The sequence below is a fragment of the Mucilaginibacter sp. genome, assembly GCF_028288185.1.
Lineage (GTDB): Bacteria > Bacteroidota > Bacteroidia > Sphingobacteriales > Sphingobacteriaceae > Mucilaginibacter.
On the sequence record NZ_JAQBOF010000011.1, the window covers coordinates 90929 to 108633 of the forward strand.

17 protein-coding genes are annotated in these 17705 nt (G+C 42.1%); 5 read left to right on the top strand and 12 right to left on the bottom strand.

Annotated features, from left to right (window positions below):
• Nucleotides 1–33 precede the first annotated feature (33 nt).
• The 5 genes from JWQ34_RS05275 to JWQ34_RS05290 form a co-directional block, all read right to left on the bottom strand.
• Nucleotides 34–1422, bottom strand: a complete 1389-nt coding sequence (locus JWQ34_RS05275; RefSeq protein WP_299354994.1) for a hypothetical protein — start codon at nucleotides 1420–1422, stop codon at nucleotides 34–36.
• A 198-nt stretch (nucleotides 1423–1620) separates the two neighbouring features.
• Nucleotides 1621–1893 carry a hypothetical protein gene (locus tag JWQ34_RS05280; RefSeq protein WP_299354996.1) on the bottom strand — a complete coding sequence of 91 codons (273 nt, stop codon included), beginning with the start codon at nucleotides 1891–1893 and terminating at the stop codon, nucleotides 1621–1623.
• 183 nt (nucleotides 1894–2076) lie between these two features.
• Nucleotides 2077–2745 (bottom strand): OmpA family protein, encoded by a 669-nt coding sequence (locus tag JWQ34_RS05285; protein WP_299354998.1) that lies wholly within the window; start codon nucleotides 2743–2745, stop codon nucleotides 2077–2079.
• Nucleotides 2746–2923: 178 nt separating this feature from the next.
• Complete coding sequence (locus JWQ34_RS19125) at nucleotides 2924–3364, bottom strand: hypothetical protein (protein ID WP_367278598.1); 441 nt, start codon at nucleotides 3362–3364, stop codon at nucleotides 2924–2926.
• On the bottom strand, nucleotides 3337–4236 hold the full coding sequence (locus tag JWQ34_RS05290; protein WP_367278599.1) for an APC family permease: 900 nt from the start codon (nucleotides 4234–4236) through the stop codon (nucleotides 3337–3339). Before JWQ34_RS05290 ends, JWQ34_RS19125 begins: the two co-directional genes overlap by 28 nt.
• Nucleotides 4237–4667: 431 nt before the next feature.
• Here JWQ34_RS05290 and JWQ34_RS05295 point away from each other — a divergent pair, with 431 nt between their 5' ends.
• The 5 genes from JWQ34_RS05295 (at nucleotide 4668) to JWQ34_RS05315 (ending at nucleotide 9454) form a co-directional block, all read left to right on the top strand.
• A complete protein-coding gene (locus JWQ34_RS05295) occupies nucleotides 4668–5723 on the top strand; it encodes a hypothetical protein (protein ID WP_299355001.1) in 1056 nt (351 codons plus the stop codon).
• Nucleotides 5724–5760: 37 nt separating this feature from the next.
• A complete protein-coding gene (locus JWQ34_RS05300; protein ID WP_299355004.1) occupies nucleotides 5761–6447 on the top strand; it encodes a hypothetical protein in 687 nt (228 codons plus the stop codon).
• Between the two features lie 43 nt (nucleotides 6448–6490).
• Entirely contained in the window at nucleotides 6491–7465 is a 975-nt protein-coding gene (locus JWQ34_RS05305) for a gliding motility-associated C-terminal domain-containing protein (protein WP_299355006.1), read from the top strand.
• On the top strand, nucleotides 7465–8460 hold the full coding sequence (locus tag JWQ34_RS05310; RefSeq protein WP_299355008.1) for a type IX secretion system membrane protein PorP/SprF: 996 nt from the start codon (nucleotides 7465–7467) through the stop codon (nucleotides 8458–8460). The genes JWQ34_RS05305 and JWQ34_RS05310 overlap by 1 nt, the downstream gene beginning before the upstream one ends.
• Nucleotides 8461–8635: 175 nt before the next feature.
• Nucleotides 8636–9454 (top strand): hypothetical protein, encoded by an 819-nt coding sequence (locus tag JWQ34_RS05315; protein WP_299355010.1) that lies wholly within the window; start codon nucleotides 8636–8638, stop codon nucleotides 9452–9454.
• 104 nt (nucleotides 9455–9558) lie between these two features.
• Here JWQ34_RS05315 and JWQ34_RS05320 read toward each other — a convergent pair whose 3' ends face one another.
• The 7 genes from JWQ34_RS05320 to JWQ34_RS05350 form a co-directional block, all read right to left on the bottom strand.
• A complete protein-coding gene (locus JWQ34_RS05320; RefSeq protein WP_299355012.1) occupies nucleotides 9559–10032 on the bottom strand; it encodes a hypothetical protein in 474 nt (157 codons plus the stop codon).
• Between the two features lie 83 nt (nucleotides 10033–10115).
• Nucleotides 10116–11657, bottom strand: a complete 1542-nt coding sequence (locus JWQ34_RS05325) for a YifB family Mg chelatase-like AAA ATPase (RefSeq protein WP_299355015.1) — start codon at nucleotides 11655–11657, stop codon at nucleotides 10116–10118.
• 122 nt (nucleotides 11658–11779) lie between these two features.
• Nucleotides 11780–13363 (bottom strand): M1 family metallopeptidase, encoded by a 1584-nt coding sequence (locus JWQ34_RS05330; RefSeq protein WP_299355018.1) that lies wholly within the window; start codon nucleotides 13361–13363, stop codon nucleotides 11780–11782.
• Nucleotides 13364–13464: 101 nt separating this feature from the next.
• Nucleotides 13465–14790: a signal recognition particle protein gene (gene ffh / locus JWQ34_RS05335; protein ID WP_299355022.1), complete on the bottom strand. Its 1326-nt coding sequence runs from the start codon at nucleotides 14788–14790 to the stop codon at nucleotides 13465–13467.
• A gap of 111 nt (nucleotides 14791–14901) precedes the next feature.
• Nucleotides 14902–15891 (bottom strand): DUF3078 domain-containing protein, encoded by a 990-nt coding sequence (locus JWQ34_RS05340; RefSeq protein WP_299355025.1) that lies wholly within the window; start codon nucleotides 15889–15891, stop codon nucleotides 14902–14904.
• 118 nt (nucleotides 15892–16009) lie between these two features.
• The gene (locus JWQ34_RS05345; RefSeq protein WP_299355028.1) at nucleotides 16010–16756 is read right to left on the bottom strand and encodes a hypothetical protein; all 747 of its coding nucleotides are present in this window, start codon (nucleotides 16754–16756) and stop codon (nucleotides 16010–16012) included.
• A gap of 61 nt (nucleotides 16757–16817) precedes the next feature.
• Nucleotides 16818–17705 (bottom strand): glucosaminidase domain-containing protein, encoded by an 888-nt coding sequence (locus JWQ34_RS05350; protein WP_299355031.1) that lies wholly within the window; start codon nucleotides 17703–17705, stop codon nucleotides 16818–16820.

Here is a 17705-nt window from a genome sequence, read left to right on the forward strand (position 1 = left end):
AGATGAATCGCCTTTATTTATATCATATTGGGCCTACATGCCCTTCATTGTATGCCCCATTTTCATTAAAGCCGGGTTAATGCGCAGGTAAACCTGGAACCCAATAGGAGTGCCGCCATAATAACTTTTTAGCGCCATTGGCGATATGTTTAAAGTAGCCTGTATGCCCGCCGTTAGATTAGTGTTTTTAACTGTACTCACTATATAGTTTGTCCCTAAGGTTACCGCATTAATGCTAAAGTTTGGATTTGTAGGGAATGTCCCCTGCAGATCAAGTTCTTCGGCATCTTTTTTAACAAATTCGTAACGGCCATAAAAAGCGGCGCGGCTTAACTGCAGGCTATTTTCCAGCAATACGGATGGTAACGTTTTGCGGTTATCCGATAAATGGTTTTGCCCATAAACCAATGTGGTTGATATATAGCTATCATCGCCTAACATTTTTGTCCGAATAGCTGATGCCGTAAAACGATTAACGTTTTGCAGTGGCTCTGCTTCTTCGGGGCTATGCAGCCATCCATCTGATACCTGTAGCGCCCACTCTTTTGATGGATTGTAGGATAAACGCAGCGAGTAGGAATCTAAATTCAATTTATCAAAGTTATACCTAAACTCATCGGGTTCCCTACCTGTAAATGCGGAGCCTTCCAGCTTGATATCTTTATATCTAAAACCCAAAGTAGCAACCCCAAACGCAATGTGCGTAGCATCCTGGTAATGGTGGCCCAGCGGCGCGTCAGGGTCATTCATGGCCGATAGGCGGTGCATAAACACCGGTGGCCCCAATGCCGGTTCGCCGGGATAGCCAAAGGAAATAGACAGGTCAGCATTTTTAGCTACTCGCTGAGTATAGGCCACACTCAGTTCGGCAAACAAGTCATGCGGATGCTGGCGGTCAACCAGTTTATTCCCTTTGTATGATTCTCCTGTTTGATATAATAATGGATATCCGCCCGGACCCACCAAAAAGGGATCGAAAGAAAACATACCATTGATGGAGAACAGGCCATTGCTGCCTACTTTGGTTTGGGTCATGCCCATTATCATATTAGGCGCATCAAACTTTTGCCCGCCACGATTACCTGATTTAAAAATATCCTGGTTGTTGTAGCGTGCGAAGAAACTACCATGTATCATCGTCATCCATTTTTTACCGTGGATCATATAGGCATATATCGGCGATTCGTCAGGTACCCATGATGTGCCCGAACCGTCACGGTTCATGGGCAGATCAAGCGAATATTGGCTGTTCATTTTCATGGGGTCGCTCATATCCATCATGTCCATATCCATTACCATACCGTTCATGTGGTGGGTATGTGGCTTTGGTTTTTTAGTAGTATCGCTGCCCATTTTCATTTGAGCTGATGATGATACAGCCCCGAATAGCATAATTGCAATAATTATATTCGGTATTTTCATGATGTCTGATTAAAAGATGTAAAAGAAATTGTACTCCAACCGTACCAAATAAATATTAACACTTGTACGCACCATATTGTTATATAATGGGGTGCGATAAGATCCTTTTTAATTAAATTTAATCGTAAAAATAAACACACGGTAGTTTTACCGCGGCGCGAAACTATTAATTACAATCAAATACGAAGACTACAGTTGTTAATAAACCGGGGCGTTTTTCCGGATGGTGGCGAAGCGGGTGGTGGTGGGTCTGATAGCTTTTCTAACAGCGTTTGTTGGGCCGATAAAACATAATCGCCAAAAAGGAATCTTGGTCATTTCAAGCCAAACAGCTTTGACATTAGATTGCGATTCGCCCTGGTGAGCATCTTTGATCTTTACATCAACTTTCTTGTCCTTGCAGCATTTCATTTTCAGGGCTGCAAGCGGGGTACAGTTTTTAGCCGGCGTGTTTATCTCTACCGCGGCCAATACACTTCCACAATAATGCAGATTGAGCGCAAAACCAAACGCGGTAATGATATACCTTGGTTAAAAAAAGCGTTGTCAATCTTTTTATCATAGTACAAAGCTAATCTTAAACAAGTTAAAAAAAAGAGCCCCCGGCAATTACTGCCGGGGGCTCATAAAAAAAACTATATGGGTATTATCTTTTTAATTGCCTTGTGTGGCTTGTTTTTTCATTTGTTCGTTAGCAACAATGGCTATTTCAACACGGCGGTTTTGTGCACGTCCAGCTACGGAAGCATTATCAGCAATAGGCTCTGAAGCGCCTTTACCTATAGTTGTTAATCGCGAAGTGTTGACGTTATCAGCAACGATAAACGATCTTACAGATTCTGCTCTGCGGATAGAAAGGTCCATATTATGATCGGCTGATCCGGTATTATCTGTATGGCCAATTATAGTAATGTTGGTTTGCGGATTGTTTTGTAATGATGCCGACAGGTTATGCAGGTTTGATTGTGCGGCCGGTTTCAGATCGGCCCTATCCACATCAAATAAAATGCCCGAGTCGAACTTTACCAATATACCCTCGCCTTGGCGTATTACAGTAGCACCGGGAACGGTCTGTTTAATTTCGGCAGCTTGTTTATCCATTTTATGGCCTATCAATGCTCCGGCTGTGCCGCCAACGGCACCACCAATTATAGCGCCCAATGCGGTATTACCCGCGCTGCGGCCAATTAACGCACCAACCACACCACCTGCACCGGCACCAATAGCTGCTCCTTTTTGTGTTTTATTTAGTGAGCTACATCCTGTGCTCAACACTCCTATTATTAAGCCAACGGCTACTATACTGTTTCTTATCGTTTTCATGTTTAATTGTTGATATTATATAAGTAACAAGACAAACTCAATGCCAACAGAAGATGGATAGCCTGATAGCACCAATACATTCATCATTAACAACTTTAAAAACATTTTTTTAATACTCACGAAAAATTCGGCAAAAGCAGTGATTGTTTTTTGACTTGTTTTTAGTACAAAAACATCGCTAAAATGATTTTTGCCATCCCAATAATCGCCAAAAAACCTCGGCACTCAATAAGGCCCCAATGGCAAATAAAGCCGGCTTAATGGTTTCTACGGACGAAGAGAAAGCGCCGCCCAGTGCTATAAAATAAACCGATGCCGGTAATAATAACATCAGGCAAAGGCCGGTAATATTTAGCGGTATTTTAAATGGTCTTGGAGTATGGGGTTCTTTTTGGCGAAGTTTTATTAAGGCGATATATTCTAATGACAAACCCGCACCATAAATGGTAACATCAATGATCAGTAAATCTGCAAAGGTCCATAATATCATCAGGCTAACAATAACCGAGCAGATGATGATAGACACATAGGGCGTTTGAAAACGGGTGTGCAGCTTATTAATTCGGGCAGGTAAAAGGCTATCTTCAGACATCACCTGCGGCACGCGCGATACGGACATAGTACTGCCGCGTAAATCCCAAGTGTACTTGCCATTCCACCCAACGCAAGCAACGCCCCCAACCAATGCCCGCCAATTAAAGCACCTAGGGCCGGAAAGCCTTTTTCTGTTAAAACTGAAGTACTTATCCCGGATAATTGGGCTACCCATATCACCAGGAAATAAATAACAATAATCATGGCAAAAGCAATAAACATAGATACCAGGTAGGAGCGTAGGGGTTTTTCAACCTCTTCGGCATAGGTGGTGGTATTGTCCCAGCCCAGACAATTCCACATTACGGTGTATAAAGCCATACCCAATGATGGAAAAGCAATGCCCTTTAGTGAGGGCGATTGAATAACCAGCCCCCCCGTGTGATGATAAAAAGCCAAAACAAAAAGTATAATAAATGGCGTTAAAACCATCGCACCTAAAAACAATGATACCCGGCCAACCGGAACGATACCCAATATATTTAGCCCAGCCGATGCCCATATAATAACCAGGCAAACGGGTACTTTATAAACGGCCAGATCAGGGAAGAAGAACGATGCATATTCTACAAATAAAACCGGGTAAATAGCTAGATCGACAAAGGTATATAACCAAGTCCACCAGCCTTCATAAAAACCCCAGCGGGTACCCAACGCATATTTTACCCACTTATAATAGCCGCCGGTAACGGGCATCATACTATTTAGCTCGAGCACGGTAAAAATTGCCGGGAGATCCCACAACAACGGAGTAATTAACAGCACCAATAACGCGCCATGGTGCCCGGCATAATCAAGTAATGGCTCCAGGCCATACGGGCCACCGGATACTGTAAAAAAAATGATAGCAACCAACTGTACCGGGCGTATCTTTTTTAAGTATTGTTTAGTGGCCATAAGGCCATAAAAATATTGTTTTAAATTTAATTGCGGCTTGTTATATGGTTTAAATATGTGGCAACAATAACGCAAAATTAACTAGTGGTTAAAAATGCCGGTTAAAAAATGATGTGTGGACACTTTCGTTATTAAACATGCTGGCATTACTTATTAACAATTATTAATAACGTTTGTGGATTTTATTTCCGCACCAACTGCCTGTTTATTAGTGGATTGAATGTATTATTGGTTTGTTTTTATCCATCGTTCCTGCATTTCGCGGCGTGTTTTTATCACGATGGTGTCTTATTTTTTTATTTGAGCGAATTTTTTTCGTAAAACTCTTTAACTCTTGTAACACTTATAGCTAAAAACACGTAAAACGTATTGCCTGTTAATTTAATACATGGTTGAATATGTGTGTGTTTCTGCCTCCCCAAAAAATAAATTTGTTATTTAGCTTTCTCTTATTAGGGATAGCGGGGTTTTCTTTTACAGAAATAAACACATCGTATTCGCCGATTTTTACGCCCGCTACAGATACAGTAACCGTTTGCGGCACAAGCACGACCCTAACTACCACACCCGTATCGGGTTACGCTAACCCAATATGGAACAATGGTACAACCGGCACATCTTTAACCGTTAACAGCTCCGGCGATTATTGGTGGCAGGTTACAGGTACCAACGTCGTTACCAATGGCGATTTCACCAGTGGCAATACCGGATTTGCCAGTTCTTATACTTATATGCCCAAGACCGGTACTCCAAACGCATTATATGCGGAAGGGACCTATGGTGTTTATACCGACCCAAGCGCGCTTCATAATGGCTTTAGCTCCTTTAACGACCACACCGGTAACAGCCCGGCAAATAAAAGAAACATGCTGATAGTTAACGGGTCCTCAACCGCTAATACTACTGTTTGGACACAAAACATAGCTGTAGTAGCTAATACAGAGTATGTTTTTTCGGTATGGGTTTCTTCGGCAAACTCGCAAAATCCGGCGCAGTTGCAGTTTTCTATAGATGGCAGCCCGCTAGGCAGCGCCATCTCCCCACCATCTACCACGGGCAGCTGGCAATACTTTACCACCGTCTGGAACTCGGGAGGGAGCAGCGGCAGTTTACCCATTGCCCTCGTTAATCAAAATATTGTTGCCAGCGGTAATGATTTCGCGGTTGATGATATTGTATTTGCGCCGGTTTACCGTCAAAATGTCCATGTGGTGCTTAACCCTATACCTGTTTTAACATTAACCGGGCCGCATTCGGCTTGCGGTAGCTACGATATAACAAAAACCATAGTAGGCTATGATACAAATACTTACAACTATTTTTTTAAAGACACTAGTGGCAATACCATAACTAACCCTACGGTAACCCTAAGCGGCAATTATACCATAACAGAACAAAGCAAGGCTACTGGCTGTACATCACTGCCTGTACAAACCACTGTTACAATTATCCCTAATCCACCAAAACCAGGTATATCATCATTATAAAAACATATTAATTAACCACCATAAAATTAATTATATCATGAAAAAACGTTTCCTTACCCCAGTCCTGACCATGCTAATGGTACTGTTTGCCTATATAGCAACAGCTCAGGTTACATCTGGCCCTAGTGATGCTACCACCCCGCCGCCTACAGCAGCGTCTGATGTGGCTAAAGTATTATGTTACGGATCTCCTATCTCCTTGTCGGGCCCGCAAGATGTCGGCGGCGTTGATTTTGCTAAATATCATTGGTATAAAATTGACCCGGCTGGTGTAAAGCAGGAAGTTACAACCCAAACCGGCCGAACATATACCGAAACATCAGGAGCAGCAGGCTATTATAACTACCAGTTAGTTACAGAGAATGCCAATGGTTGTACATCGCCACTATCTGATGTGATCAAAATATTTGTATTGCCGCAGTTAAGCGTAAGCATAACAACGCCAACCAGCTCTATGTGTGCCGTGGCTAGTAATGCAACGCTGTTAACCGCAAACGTTACACCGGCAACTGGCTATACCATAAATTACCAGTGGACCAGAAACAGCGTAGCAATACCAGGTGCAACAGCAAGCACTTATAATGTAACCGGAGAAACCACGGCAGCTACTATAACCTTTGGTGTAAATGTAACCTATGCGCTTAACTCAAGCTGCTCGGCTACAAACACTAAAGATATTGTAATTACACCATTGCCAACAAAACCATTGATCACGGCTAATTAATGATCGGTTTTGAGCAAATAAATAATAGCGTGCAATCACATCAATGAAGCATCTGTGTAGAATAATAGTTATATGCACATTGTTGATCATTAAAAGTACGGCGTACTCACAAACTTTGGCTGGCCAAAGTGGGTATTTAACTTTTACAATCAATGAAGGGGAAACTATTGTTCTACACGGAAACGCCGATCACGCAGCGGCCTACCAATGGTATAAAGACGGAGTGAAAATAAGCGGTGCAACATCTAAAGATTATAAAGCCGGGGTTGCCGGCATTTATACCGTTGTTGCCTATAACATCGAAGGTTGCCCATCGGCTACATCAGAGGGGGTGCATATTGTGGTTAATTCAGTCACACCACCAAAAACACCCGATACGTTAGTTGATCTAACTGTATCTATCCGATCATCTAATATCCATGCTTCGCCCGGCGATAATTTTAATTATGTGCTGATAGCTAAAAACAACAGCCCTATAGCCGGAACAAATGTCCAGGTGAGTTATATAATACCGCCAAACTTGGTTTATGTACCGCAATCCGGCGATATTGGTATAATAAACTATGACGCCACAACCCACAAACTAACGTGGGATATTAGCAAAATAAAGGAAAACGACCCGGCTCAACTAATAATAACAGTTAAGGCTTTAACCCCCGGTATGGTGCAAAGCATTGTTAATATTAAAGGAAAAGAGACCGACCCTATCATGGCAAACAATGTTGACGAAACCGCTCAGCAAGTTTACCCACTGGTAGTATCAAATGTATTTACCCCCAATGGGGATGGCGTGAATGACACATTTGTTATACCAGGGCTGGAAACCTATTCGGATACCGAGTTAACCATAATAAATCGTTGGGGTAATACCGTATATCAAAAAACAAATTACAAGAATGACTGGGACGGCCAGGGCATGGTAGAAGGTACTTACTTTTATGTACTAAGAGCAAAAAACAAAGCAGGAGTGTGGGATACTTACAAAGGTTATTTAACCTTATTAAGAACAAAAATATAATGAAAAGGTTACTATTCGTTTTTGTTTTAACAGCATCATTTATAACGGCAAACGCGCAGCAGGACGCGCAGTTTAGCCAGTATATTTTTAATGGGCTATATGTTAACCCGGCCTATGCCGGTTATAAAAGCGATTTTTATGTTAACAGCTTTTTTCGTTCGCAATGGACGGGGCTAAACGGGGCGCCTCAAACCGAATCGGTAGCCGCAGATGGTTCTGTCGCTAATGATAAGGTTGGTTTGGGTTTGTTATTGCAGCGCGACCAGATAGGGGCACAAAGCAATATCGCCGCTTACTCAAATTATGCCTATCGCATACAAATAGGGCAGGACGAAAACTCCAGGTTGGCGTTTGGGTTAGGTTTAGGCTTTATTCAAACAGGCATTGATGGCAATAAGTTAAACCCGGTGCAAAGCGGCGATAACTATATCCCAACAGGATATCATAGCTTTTTATCGCCCGATGCCCGATTGGGAGTTTTATATACCAACGATAATTACTTTGTAGGCGCGTCTGTTGACAATCTGATACCACAGTACATGCATAATATGGCAGATGCCAGCGCTTTGGGTGTGCCGATACCCCTGCCACATGAATACTTTACAACAGGTGCCATATTTAACTTGAATGAACAAACTAGATTTAAACCGTCAATCCTTATAAAAGATAGCAAGAGCGTGCCAACCAGCATGGATATTAATGCATTTTTATTATTAAATGATAAGTTATGGCTTGGCGCTACCTATCGCACGGCCGTGTCGCTTTATAATAAACCCAATTTGCAAAAGAATCTGCCCACATCAAGCGCAATGGTAGCTATAGTAGAATTTTTTGCCTCAGAGAACCTCCGTATTGGCTATGCTTATGATTATTCCTTAAATAAAATAGGCGCTTTAGGTTATGGATCGCATGAACTATCAATAGGATTCCTGATAAAAAACAGTAACAGTCCTCGTTCCCGGTTTAATGACCCAACCAGGAAGTGTTATTTTTAATATATAACATTATACTGATAAAAAAATGTATGCTTAAATTATGTGTCTGCGGGGGATAAAAAATCATACACAACTCCCCGGATATTTAAACAAATACATCCATTGGTTTATATTAAATCTATTATAAACAGGTATTGCTTTTGCTGCCGTTTAGATATATAACAGTTAGAATATAATGAAACGATCTTTTAAAATTGCTTTAGCCGCGCTTGTTTGTGTAGCATTGGTTTACACAAACTGTAAAAAATCGGCTACGTCTTCAACTCCGTCAAATACACCAGCCAACAATATGGCAATAAGCAAACAGATTGCCGGCACATTTATTAAATCATTAAACGGTGAATACGGCGGTGCTAAAATTGGTGATGGCATTAAAGCGCCGTCAAACCCTTTTTCTACTCAAAAAGGCCCGCGTGTAAATAGCGTTACATCCTATTGTGGTTATACTATTGATACCTCTCTTTTTTTTACCAGGGTTATTGGTGATACTACCAGGGTAGTAGGCAGCAAATACAAGTTTATTTATACCTGTAGCAACGGCGCGCTTAATGGCTATATACTTTCTGATAGTATCACCTATACAGACAACGGCACCCTACTTAATAACAAATATCTAACCGGCCAAAATTATGCGGTAAACAATTTCAGTTCTGGCTTTAGCGTGGTTTTAATACGCGGCACATTAGGTACCAATTACTCCGTGTCGGCACTTAATAAGTCGCATATAGTAGTTGCTTACAATAAGGCCAACATACAATATTATTTAAATGCGCTAACCGTAAATGTTACCGGCAGCTCGCCCAATATAACCAGCGGCTCGACTGATTTTAACGCCAGCATTAGTTATTTACAAGATGGCAATACCGTAGAAGGCAACTATAGCGGTTCAATGCAGTTTTTAGGGAATCATCTGGTTAAAATAACCTTAACTTATAATGGCGTAACTACCGTGTACTCCTACAACCTGATCACTCAAGAGATAGGCATTATTTAATTAAGATATATACAATTGGTTTAAAGTGCCGTTCGGATTTCGGATGGCGCTTTTTTGTTACTCGATCCGGTCTTCTTTATGAAGGGTGTTTATAGCATAATTAGCTAATTTGAAGCTCTCTTTCCTAAGGGGGGTACTGTAATCCAGTCTTCAACTTTGAACTCCTTAGTTCGAGGGATATTGGCCGCATACATTACATATCCGTCTTTGGAAGGCTTAATGAAGTATAGGACGTAATTATATAAAAAGGTTAAATCATCATTATGCCTTGCCAGGTCTATCAGACCTCTCAAGGTCAAATAATTTATAGTCCTGATTTTTTCGACGGAAAGCGGAATTGGCTTTAAAACATTGTATGAAAAACGTGGTTTGCCGCCGTCCATACGGCAAGGGCAGTTTATCTCCAGAGAGGTGTTGGCTCCGTTTGTACAAGTAATCGAAAGAAGTTTGTCGCCTGGGGATGTCATAATTGTGTCCAGCAGGTAATAGACCGTATCCTTTTTTATTCTGTTCTGGCCCAAGCATGCGCCAGAGAAGAACAGGCAAATTAATAATAACAGTATTTTTTGTTTTTTCATCTTTCTAGTTATATTAGTTGCAACCACCGCTATCCGTAGTTCTAACCAGTGACCGCTATGTCCGGAGACAGTATCTCTATTCTCTACCCCGCCCACCCCTCTCTATCCAAACTCCTAAACTGTATGGCTTCGGCCAGGTGTTCTATTTGTATGTCCTCGCTTCCGGCCAGGTCGGCAATGGTACGCGATACTTTTAGTATACGGTCATAAGCGCGTGCGGATAGTCCCAGTTTTTCCATCGCTTTTTTAAGCAGGTTTTGCCCGGCGGCGCTTATCTTACAAAGGTCGCGTACCATTTGCGGGCTCATCTGGGCATTGGCGTGCAGGTCGGGCCGGGTGCCGAAGCGGGCAATCTGTACTTCCCTTGCTTTTATTACCCGTTCGCGGATGTCTTCGCTTTTTTCGGCAAGTCGATCTGATGCCAGTTCGTTAAAATTAACAGGGGTTACTTCTACGTGCAAATCTATGCGGTCTAACAGCGGACCAGATATCTTACTTAAATATTTCTGTACCATTCCCGGCGGACAGATACATTCCTTCTCGGGATGGTTATAGTAGCCGCATGGGCATGGATTCATACTTGCCACCAACATAAAACTGCTGGGGTAATCAACTGAAAATTTTGCGCGGGATATGGTTACTTTACGCTCTTCTAACGGTTGACGCATTACTTCCAACGCGCTACGTTTAAATTCGGGCAATTCATCTAAAAACAAAACACCGTTATGTGCTAACGAGATCTCGCCGGGTTGAGGATTACCACCACCACCGACAAGCGCCACGTCCGAAATTGTATGGTGTGGAGATCTGAACGGCCTGATAGTAACTAATGCATCGGCCGCAGAGAGCTTGCCGGCTACCGAATGTATCTTGGTAGTTTCCAAAGATTCATATAAACTCAATGGCGGCAAAATGGACGGCAGCCTTCGGGCCAACATGGTTTTACCTGCACCAGGCGGACCAATCAGTATCACATTATGTCCACCCGCCGCGGCTATCTCTAAAGCGCGTTTTATATTTTCCTGGCCTTTTACTTCGCTAAAGTCGCTATCGTAATTACATAGGCTGTTATAAAACTCTTCGCGGGTGTTTACCACTTCACGCGGCAGGTCTATATCGCCATTAAAGAAACCTGCAACCTCTTTGATGTTTTCTACACCATACACCTCTAAATCGTTTACAATAGCGGCCTCACGGGCGTTTTGTTTGGGAAGGATAAAACCTTTAAAGCCATCTTTACGGGCTTGTATGGCAATTGATAACGCTCCCTTTATCGGTTGCAAACCACCATCAAGCGACAGTTCGCCCATTATTAAATATTTGTCCAATTCTTCGAAATTGATCTGCCCAGAGGCGGCAAGTATCGCTGTAGCAATCGTCAGATCATAAGACGATCCTTCTTTTTTAATATCGGCAGGGGCCATATTAACAATGATTCGTTGGCGGGGCATTCGGAAACTATTGGTAGTTAAAGCTGATTCTATTCTTTGCCAGGATTCGCGCACGGCATTATCCGGCAGGCCAACTATCGCGTAATAGATATTGCCTCCGCTTATATTAACCTCAATTGTAATGGTGATGGCCTCTATGCCATAAACGGCGCTGCCAAAGGTTTTAACTAACACTATGATAAAGTTTTATTATAGCGTAAGATATAGAATTTATTTGGAGAGCAGAAAACCAGCTGTAAAAATGTACTGTAGTGTTTCGAAACACTTCGCTACAGCATATCGATCAATAAAAACAATTATAATGCTGTAACTGTAAAGCTGGCCATCAAATTCACATTTGGGTCAACCAGAATTACCGGTAATTTTTTACCCGCTGCGATGTGTGTGTTCGAGGTGCGGCCTGTCATATTAATGGTCTGCACATGCCCATCAATGGCAATTTCTAATGGAAATGTATATAGGTTGGCTTGCTTTTGATCAACTTGCAAATCAACAATATGGGTTTTTGTATCGTATTTCCATTTTACAGCCAGGTCCGGATGGCCCGATGTATTTAGCCATTGTTTAAAAAACTGATCAAGATTTTGTCCGCTAATTTGGGCCATCACTTCTTTAAAGTCGGTAGTGTTGGCGTTACTGCCTTCGTATTTTAAATAATAGGTGTTAATGCCCTTCCAAAAAACGCCATCGCCCAATTTACGGCGAAGCATGTGCAGCACCCAACTTCCTTTTTCGTAGCTGTTGGCGTTGAGCAGCGGCATATAGTCGGTTTTTATGGTTGTATCAACTATTGGCGTAAACCTGTATTTTTCAAACTTTAATACTTTAGTTCGCTGGGTCGCTAAACGTTTTTTTAAGGTGTCTATACCGTATTTACTTTCCAGGTAATAATTGGTTAGATAAGTCGCAAAGCCCTCGCTTAACCATAAGTGATGAAAGTCTTTTTCGCTAACCGCATCGCCAAACCATTGGTGAGCTATCTCGTGCGCCATTAGTTCTTCAATGCCCTTATTGCCTACCGAATTTTCGAAATAGAAAATAGCGCTGGCGTTTTCCATACCGCCAAATATGGTTTTTGATTGTACGTTGGCTAGTTTCTTATAAGCATAAGGGCCTACCTTGTTTATATAAAACGGCAATATCTCGGCGGCTACAGCGTAGCTTCTAAACCCGATCTGCGCATTTTCAGGAAATACATAAGTATAAACAGGTATATTATCAACATCTTTTGGATGGTCTATAGCAAAATCGGCTACGCCAATTACCATAACCTTGGTGGGTAGCTGCGCGGTTTCGGCCCAATGGGTTATTTTAAGCTCGCCGGGCGCGGCAGTTTCACTAATCTTTAGTCCGTTGGCAATGACCTGGTAATGATCGGGCGCGCTAACAGTAAAATCGAGAGTGGCTTTGTCGGCTGGGTCATCAACGCAGGGCAACCAGTTATGGGCGCGGTTTGGCCAGTTATCGCCAAAAAAAGTCCGGTGGCCGAATTTGTTTGTTGATATGATCAAACCATCAGCGGGCACTCCTTCATAAATAACAGAATAGATTTTTGTTGTACTTTGGATGGCTTTGGTATAAATATTCACCACATCACTATCCTGCTGAAACTTAACAGACCTGCCGTTTTCGAGCACCCGGCTTACCGTCATACCCCAACCCTTGCTATTCTTTTTTACCAGATTGATATGGAACGATCCCGGCGTTGTTAAAAACTTAACTGCGATGTCTGCACGGCCTTTTATGCTATTGTTTGCATCATTCAACTGGATATTAAAACCATAATGCTGCACATCAATTGCCGAACCGGGCACCTGGGCCTGAGCGTTAAGACAGCACCAAATACATCCTAAAGACAGAAATATCCTTTTCGTTTTCATAGCCATACTATCTTACGTAATAATACGGCAATTTGTTTGTAAATAAAAAAAGCGGCTAAGCCGCTTCGATATTTTCTCCCACCTTCAGGGGGCCGAGAGGATTACCTCGGCATCCTCTTCATCATATTGGCCATTGCTGCCGGATTACTCATTTGCTTCATCACCTTACGCATATCATCAAACTGTTTGATCAGCTTGTTAACCTCGGTCAAATCAGTGCCTGATCCTTTTGCGATACGAGCGCGACGGCTTTGGTTAATGGTATCCGGGTTTTCTTTTTCGGCAGGGGTCATTGATTGGATTATGGCCTCAATATTTTTAAAGGCATCATCCTGGATCTCTACATCCTTCATCATTTTGCCTACGCCCGGTATCATACCCATCAGATCTTTCATGTTACCCATCTTCTTGATCTGCTGGATCTGGCTATAAAAATCGTTAAAGTCGAATTTATTTTTGCGGATCTTCTTTTGCAGTTCGGCGGCTTCTTTCTCGTCAAACTGCATTTGTGCACGCTCAACTAACGAAACCACGTCGCCCATGCCCAGGATACGTGATGCCATCCGATCCGGGTGGAAAACATCAATGGCTTCCATCTTTTCGCCGGTACCAATAAACTTGATCGGCTTGTTTACTACAGATTTTATAGACAGCGCGGCACCACCACGGGTATCGCCATCTAGTTTGGTTAATACCACACCGGTAAAGTCAAGCCTGTCGTTAAACACTTTAGCGGTGTTTACAGCATCCTGGCCGGTCATGGAGTCGACTACAAATAATATTTCCTGCGGATTAACAGCGGCCTTAACCTGCTCAATCTCCACCATCATGGCTTCGTCAATAGCTAAACGGCCCGCGGTATCAATTATAATAACGTTATGCCCATTCTGTTTGGCAAAGGCAATACCTTCTTTTGCTATCGCGATAGGGTCCTTTGACTCGCGGTTAACATAAACCGGCACACCTATTTGCTCGCCTAAAACCATTAACTGGTCAATAGCTGCCGGACGATAAATATCATCGGCAATTAATAGCGGCTTTTTGTTTTTTTGTGTTTTTAGATAGTTAGCCAGCTTACCGGTAAAGGTTGTTTTACCTGCACCATTTAACCCCGCTATTAATATAATGGTTGGATTTGCTGTTAAATTAAGCTCGGCAGTAGTGCCACCCATTAATGCCGCCAGCTCATCATTCATTAGTTTGGTTAGCAACTGGCCCGGCGAAACAGCGGTTAGCACGTTTCCACCGATAGCTTTTTGTCTTACATCGTCTGTAAAAGCTTTGGCTGTTTTATAGTTAACGTCGGCATCCAGAAGGGCTTTTCTAATTTCCTTCATGGTTTCGGCCACGTTTATTTCTGTAATGGTTCCCTGCCCCTTCAGGACCTTAAACGCCCTGTCGAGTTTATCCGAAAGATTTTCAAACATTATATTATACTCAAATTTATTATAAATGCAAAGGTATGATTTTGGCGCAATTATGTTCTAATGGCGTTAATTAGATCATCAAAAAATTTAAGACGAAGCTGTTTAGAATGCCTAATACGGGAACTTATACACTATACCCAATGCCATGCCCTCTGTTGCCTGGGGGAAGGTTTTAGTTGTATTGGGCAGTGGATTGGTGCTTTTATCATAAATAAAAGTACCGTTCAGGTTCACTTGCACCAACCGGTTAACGCGCGCGCCAAGCGTAGCATCAACCCGGTGACTTATATATGAAACATGCTTTTCGTAAGGGATGAATAGGGCATAACGTACATTAAGCGGCATCCCTTTGGCAATTTCTTTAATAAATGTAGATACTACCTGGAACGCAAGGTCATTCTTTATTTTTTTACCAAGATCTACACCGTAGGCGGTTTTCTGTTTATTGTAGACACCGGTGTCTAACACAAATGTCTGCCTGGCTGTACCCGTACCTAAACGCAGATCGAAAACACCTGATGGTTTATACTCAAAACCCACCGACTCGGTTAAATAACCCGGCGCCATAAAGTTTGAGATTTGCGACAAGGTGCCATTGCTGTTATATATGTATCCTTTATCAAACTGCGATTCGAACGTTAACGACCCAAAGAAATACCAGCTTTTAGACAATTGTGTTGCTATTTTATTATCAAAGAAAATACGATCCTGTGTTTTGCGCGATCCCTGCCCTTTGTTTTTTGTTATGCCATAGATCAGGTTCAACTCACCCACATAATCAAGCGGGCCTTTTTTATATTCTGTTTTATAGTCAAAGTTAGTACCCAGAGCTATAGAGTTAGAGCCGCCCGAGGTATAGTTTTTACTAAATGCCGATTGATTAAAGTTTAACGCCATACTAATCCACTTTTTCCAATAGTTTATTTTATAATCAAGCATGGAAACAGGTATAGATTCCTGCCTTATCTGCTGTACCCTTGTACGCACCGGCAACGAGTTTTTTGGCGGGTCTATGTGGTACTTGTTTAATATGGCTGTATCAACCTTAATGTCTTTTTTTAACGAGTCGGTCTTTTGTGCGGATGCAGAAAAAGCAGCCATTAATAGCACTAGAACGATATACCCTGGTTTGTTTTTGGACATAGATAGACAAAGAAAAGCATTTTTCTTTTTATTTTGGACTTATAATGTGGCAACAAGTTTAATCGTTGTAAAAATGTTACTCTTTTTTAGCTTCATACAGCGGCAATACTGTATGCGCCGCCGGGTTGCGCAAATATCTTTTTAAGTTGGTGCGTATAGATGTTATAAACTCATACTCGCTCGCGTTAGAGAGGAAATAATAGCCGGGCCTATACTTCGTCATAAAGTCAGTTAGTGCATCACCCTTTAAACCGGTTATGCGCCCCACCAGGGTTTTGTTAAATCGATAATCAATTACATCCTGCATATAATCGGTCTGTATTGTTTCGCGTAAATGTGCCGCGTTGCGGCCGCTTCTGCTCAACGCGTTCCATATAGCGTCAATCCCCAACCCAACACCGAGTCCCGGAGTAAACGATAACCAATCATTGGTAGCCAATGAACCGTAGGCTTTGCTATAATCCTTCTTTTTAGCTGCCATACGTTTTTCGGGGTCCATCATGGTATCAAAAATATTAACCTGTTTAAGCTGTATGGATATCCGCTTTAAATAAATAGCCAACGGTGTATAGCTCTGTACTTTTATAGTATCAGAATGGTGTTCGGCTTGTGTAAAAACCAGCTTATCGCCAATTTGCGCATCTATGGTAAACACGCCGTTTATGTTATTGTAAACAAAGGCTCCCGAGTTTAGATTGACTACATTAACCCGCGAAAGCCTGTCTTTGCTATCGGTATCAAATATAATACCGGCAACAGACATTTCCTGGGCAACCCCCTTAAAGCCTAACAAACACAAAAATAAAATGGGTACTAATTTCATTAAAAGGTAAAGCTAAACCATTGCTCATGTTGCGGCATGTTATTTAACAATAATTAACAGGTTATTTAGCAATGACCAGTTTCTGGCCAATCTTTATGCTATTGTCGGCCATGTTATTTAATGCTTTCAGCTCATCAACTGTTAAGCCAAAACGCTTAGAAACGTTGTATAGTGTATCGCCGGTTTTTATAGTATACAATTTAGTGGTTGGTGTGCTCTGTACCAACGAGTCTTTTATAGCCTTGCCAATATTTTGATTGATCTGAGTTAAGACTCGATCTTCACGCTTAATTTTCTGCAATTCGCCTTCGGGTCTGTCGTATTGATCCAGGTGATACTTCTCAATAACACCTATTAATAACTGCGGATATTTAGGGTTGGTAGCATACCCGGCCGACTTTAGCCCGTTGGCCCATCCTTGGTAATCATTTTTATCCAGCTCGAAAAGCGGCGCGTAGCGCTTCCGTTTTAAAAACTCAGAGTGGTCGCGGTATGAATCCTCGGGCCTATCATAAACTCTAAAACAGTCGTTCACCTGGTCATCGTCTTTATAATAACTTTTGCCTTTCCAATCGCTGGTACATTTTATGCCGAAATGATTGTTAGCTATCTTAGCCAGGTCGCCATTACCGTTACCCGACTCAAACAAACCCTGCGCCAGCGTAATACTTGCGGGTATACCATATAAATTCATCTCCTGTATAGCGATGGTCTTAAATCTATCGATATAAGTTGTTACTGTAAATGGCACATAAGCTGCTATAGCCTCGCTGCGCGCTTTCTGAATAACCTCATTGTTTTTATGGGCTTCGCTATTAGAAATAAGAGGGGCGGTGGCATGCGAGATAGCTTTTTTATGAGCGGCACAGCCGGATAAAACAGCTACGGAAACACATAAACAGCATATAGTTCGCTTTAAGGCAAAAGCGGGAGATTTGGCATATATCAT

Excerpts from the sequence above, each read along its gene's own strand:
- JWQ34_RS05275 (WP_299354994.1), bottom strand. The coding sequence starts at position 1,422 with ATGAAAATACCGAATATAATTATTGCAATTATGCTATTCGGGGCTGTA.
- JWQ34_RS05285 (WP_299354998.1), bottom strand. The coding sequence starts at position 2,745 with ATGAAAACGATAAGAAACAGTATAGTAGCCGTTGGCTTAATAATAGGA.
- JWQ34_RS19125 (WP_367278598.1), bottom strand. The coding sequence starts at position 3,364 with ATGTCCGTATCGCGCGTGCCGCAGGTGATGTCTGAAGATAGCCTTTTA.
- JWQ34_RS05290 (WP_367278599.1), bottom strand. The coding sequence starts at position 4,236 with ATGGCCACTAAACAATACTTAAAAAAGATACGCCCGGTACAGTTGGTT.
- JWQ34_RS05300 (WP_299355004.1), top strand. The coding sequence starts at position 5,761 with ATGAAAAAACGTTTCCTTACCCCAGTCCTGACCATGCTAATGGTACTG.
- JWQ34_RS05305 (WP_299355006.1), top strand. The coding sequence starts at position 6,491 with ATGAAGCATCTGTGTAGAATAATAGTTATATGCACATTGTTGATCATT.
- JWQ34_RS05310 (WP_299355008.1), top strand. The coding sequence starts at position 7,465 with ATGAAAAGGTTACTATTCGTTTTTGTTTTAACAGCATCATTTATAACG.
- JWQ34_RS05315 (WP_299355010.1), top strand. The coding sequence starts at position 8,636 with ATGAAACGATCTTTTAAAATTGCTTTAGCCGCGCTTGTTTGTGTAGCA.
- JWQ34_RS05320 (WP_299355012.1), bottom strand. The coding sequence starts at position 10,032 with ATGAAAAAACAAAAAATACTGTTATTATTAATTTGCCTGTTCTTCTCT.
- JWQ34_RS05330 (WP_299355018.1), bottom strand. The coding sequence starts at position 13,363 with ATGAAAACGAAAAGGATATTTCTGTCTTTAGGATGTATTTGGTGCTGT.
- ffh (WP_299355022.1), bottom strand. The coding sequence starts at position 14,790 with ATGTTTGAAAATCTTTCGGATAAACTCGACAGGGCGTTTAAGGTCCTG.
- JWQ34_RS05340 (WP_299355025.1), bottom strand. The coding sequence starts at position 15,891 with ATGGCTGCTTTTTCTGCATCCGCACAAAAGACCGACTCGTTAAAAAAA.
- JWQ34_RS05345 (WP_299355028.1), bottom strand. The coding sequence starts at position 16,756 with ATGAAATTAGTACCCATTTTATTTTTGTGTTTGTTAGGCTTTAAGGGG.
- JWQ34_RS05350 (WP_299355031.1), bottom strand. The coding sequence starts at position 17,705 with ATGATATATGCCAAATCTCCCGCTTTTGCCTTAAAGCGAACTATATGC.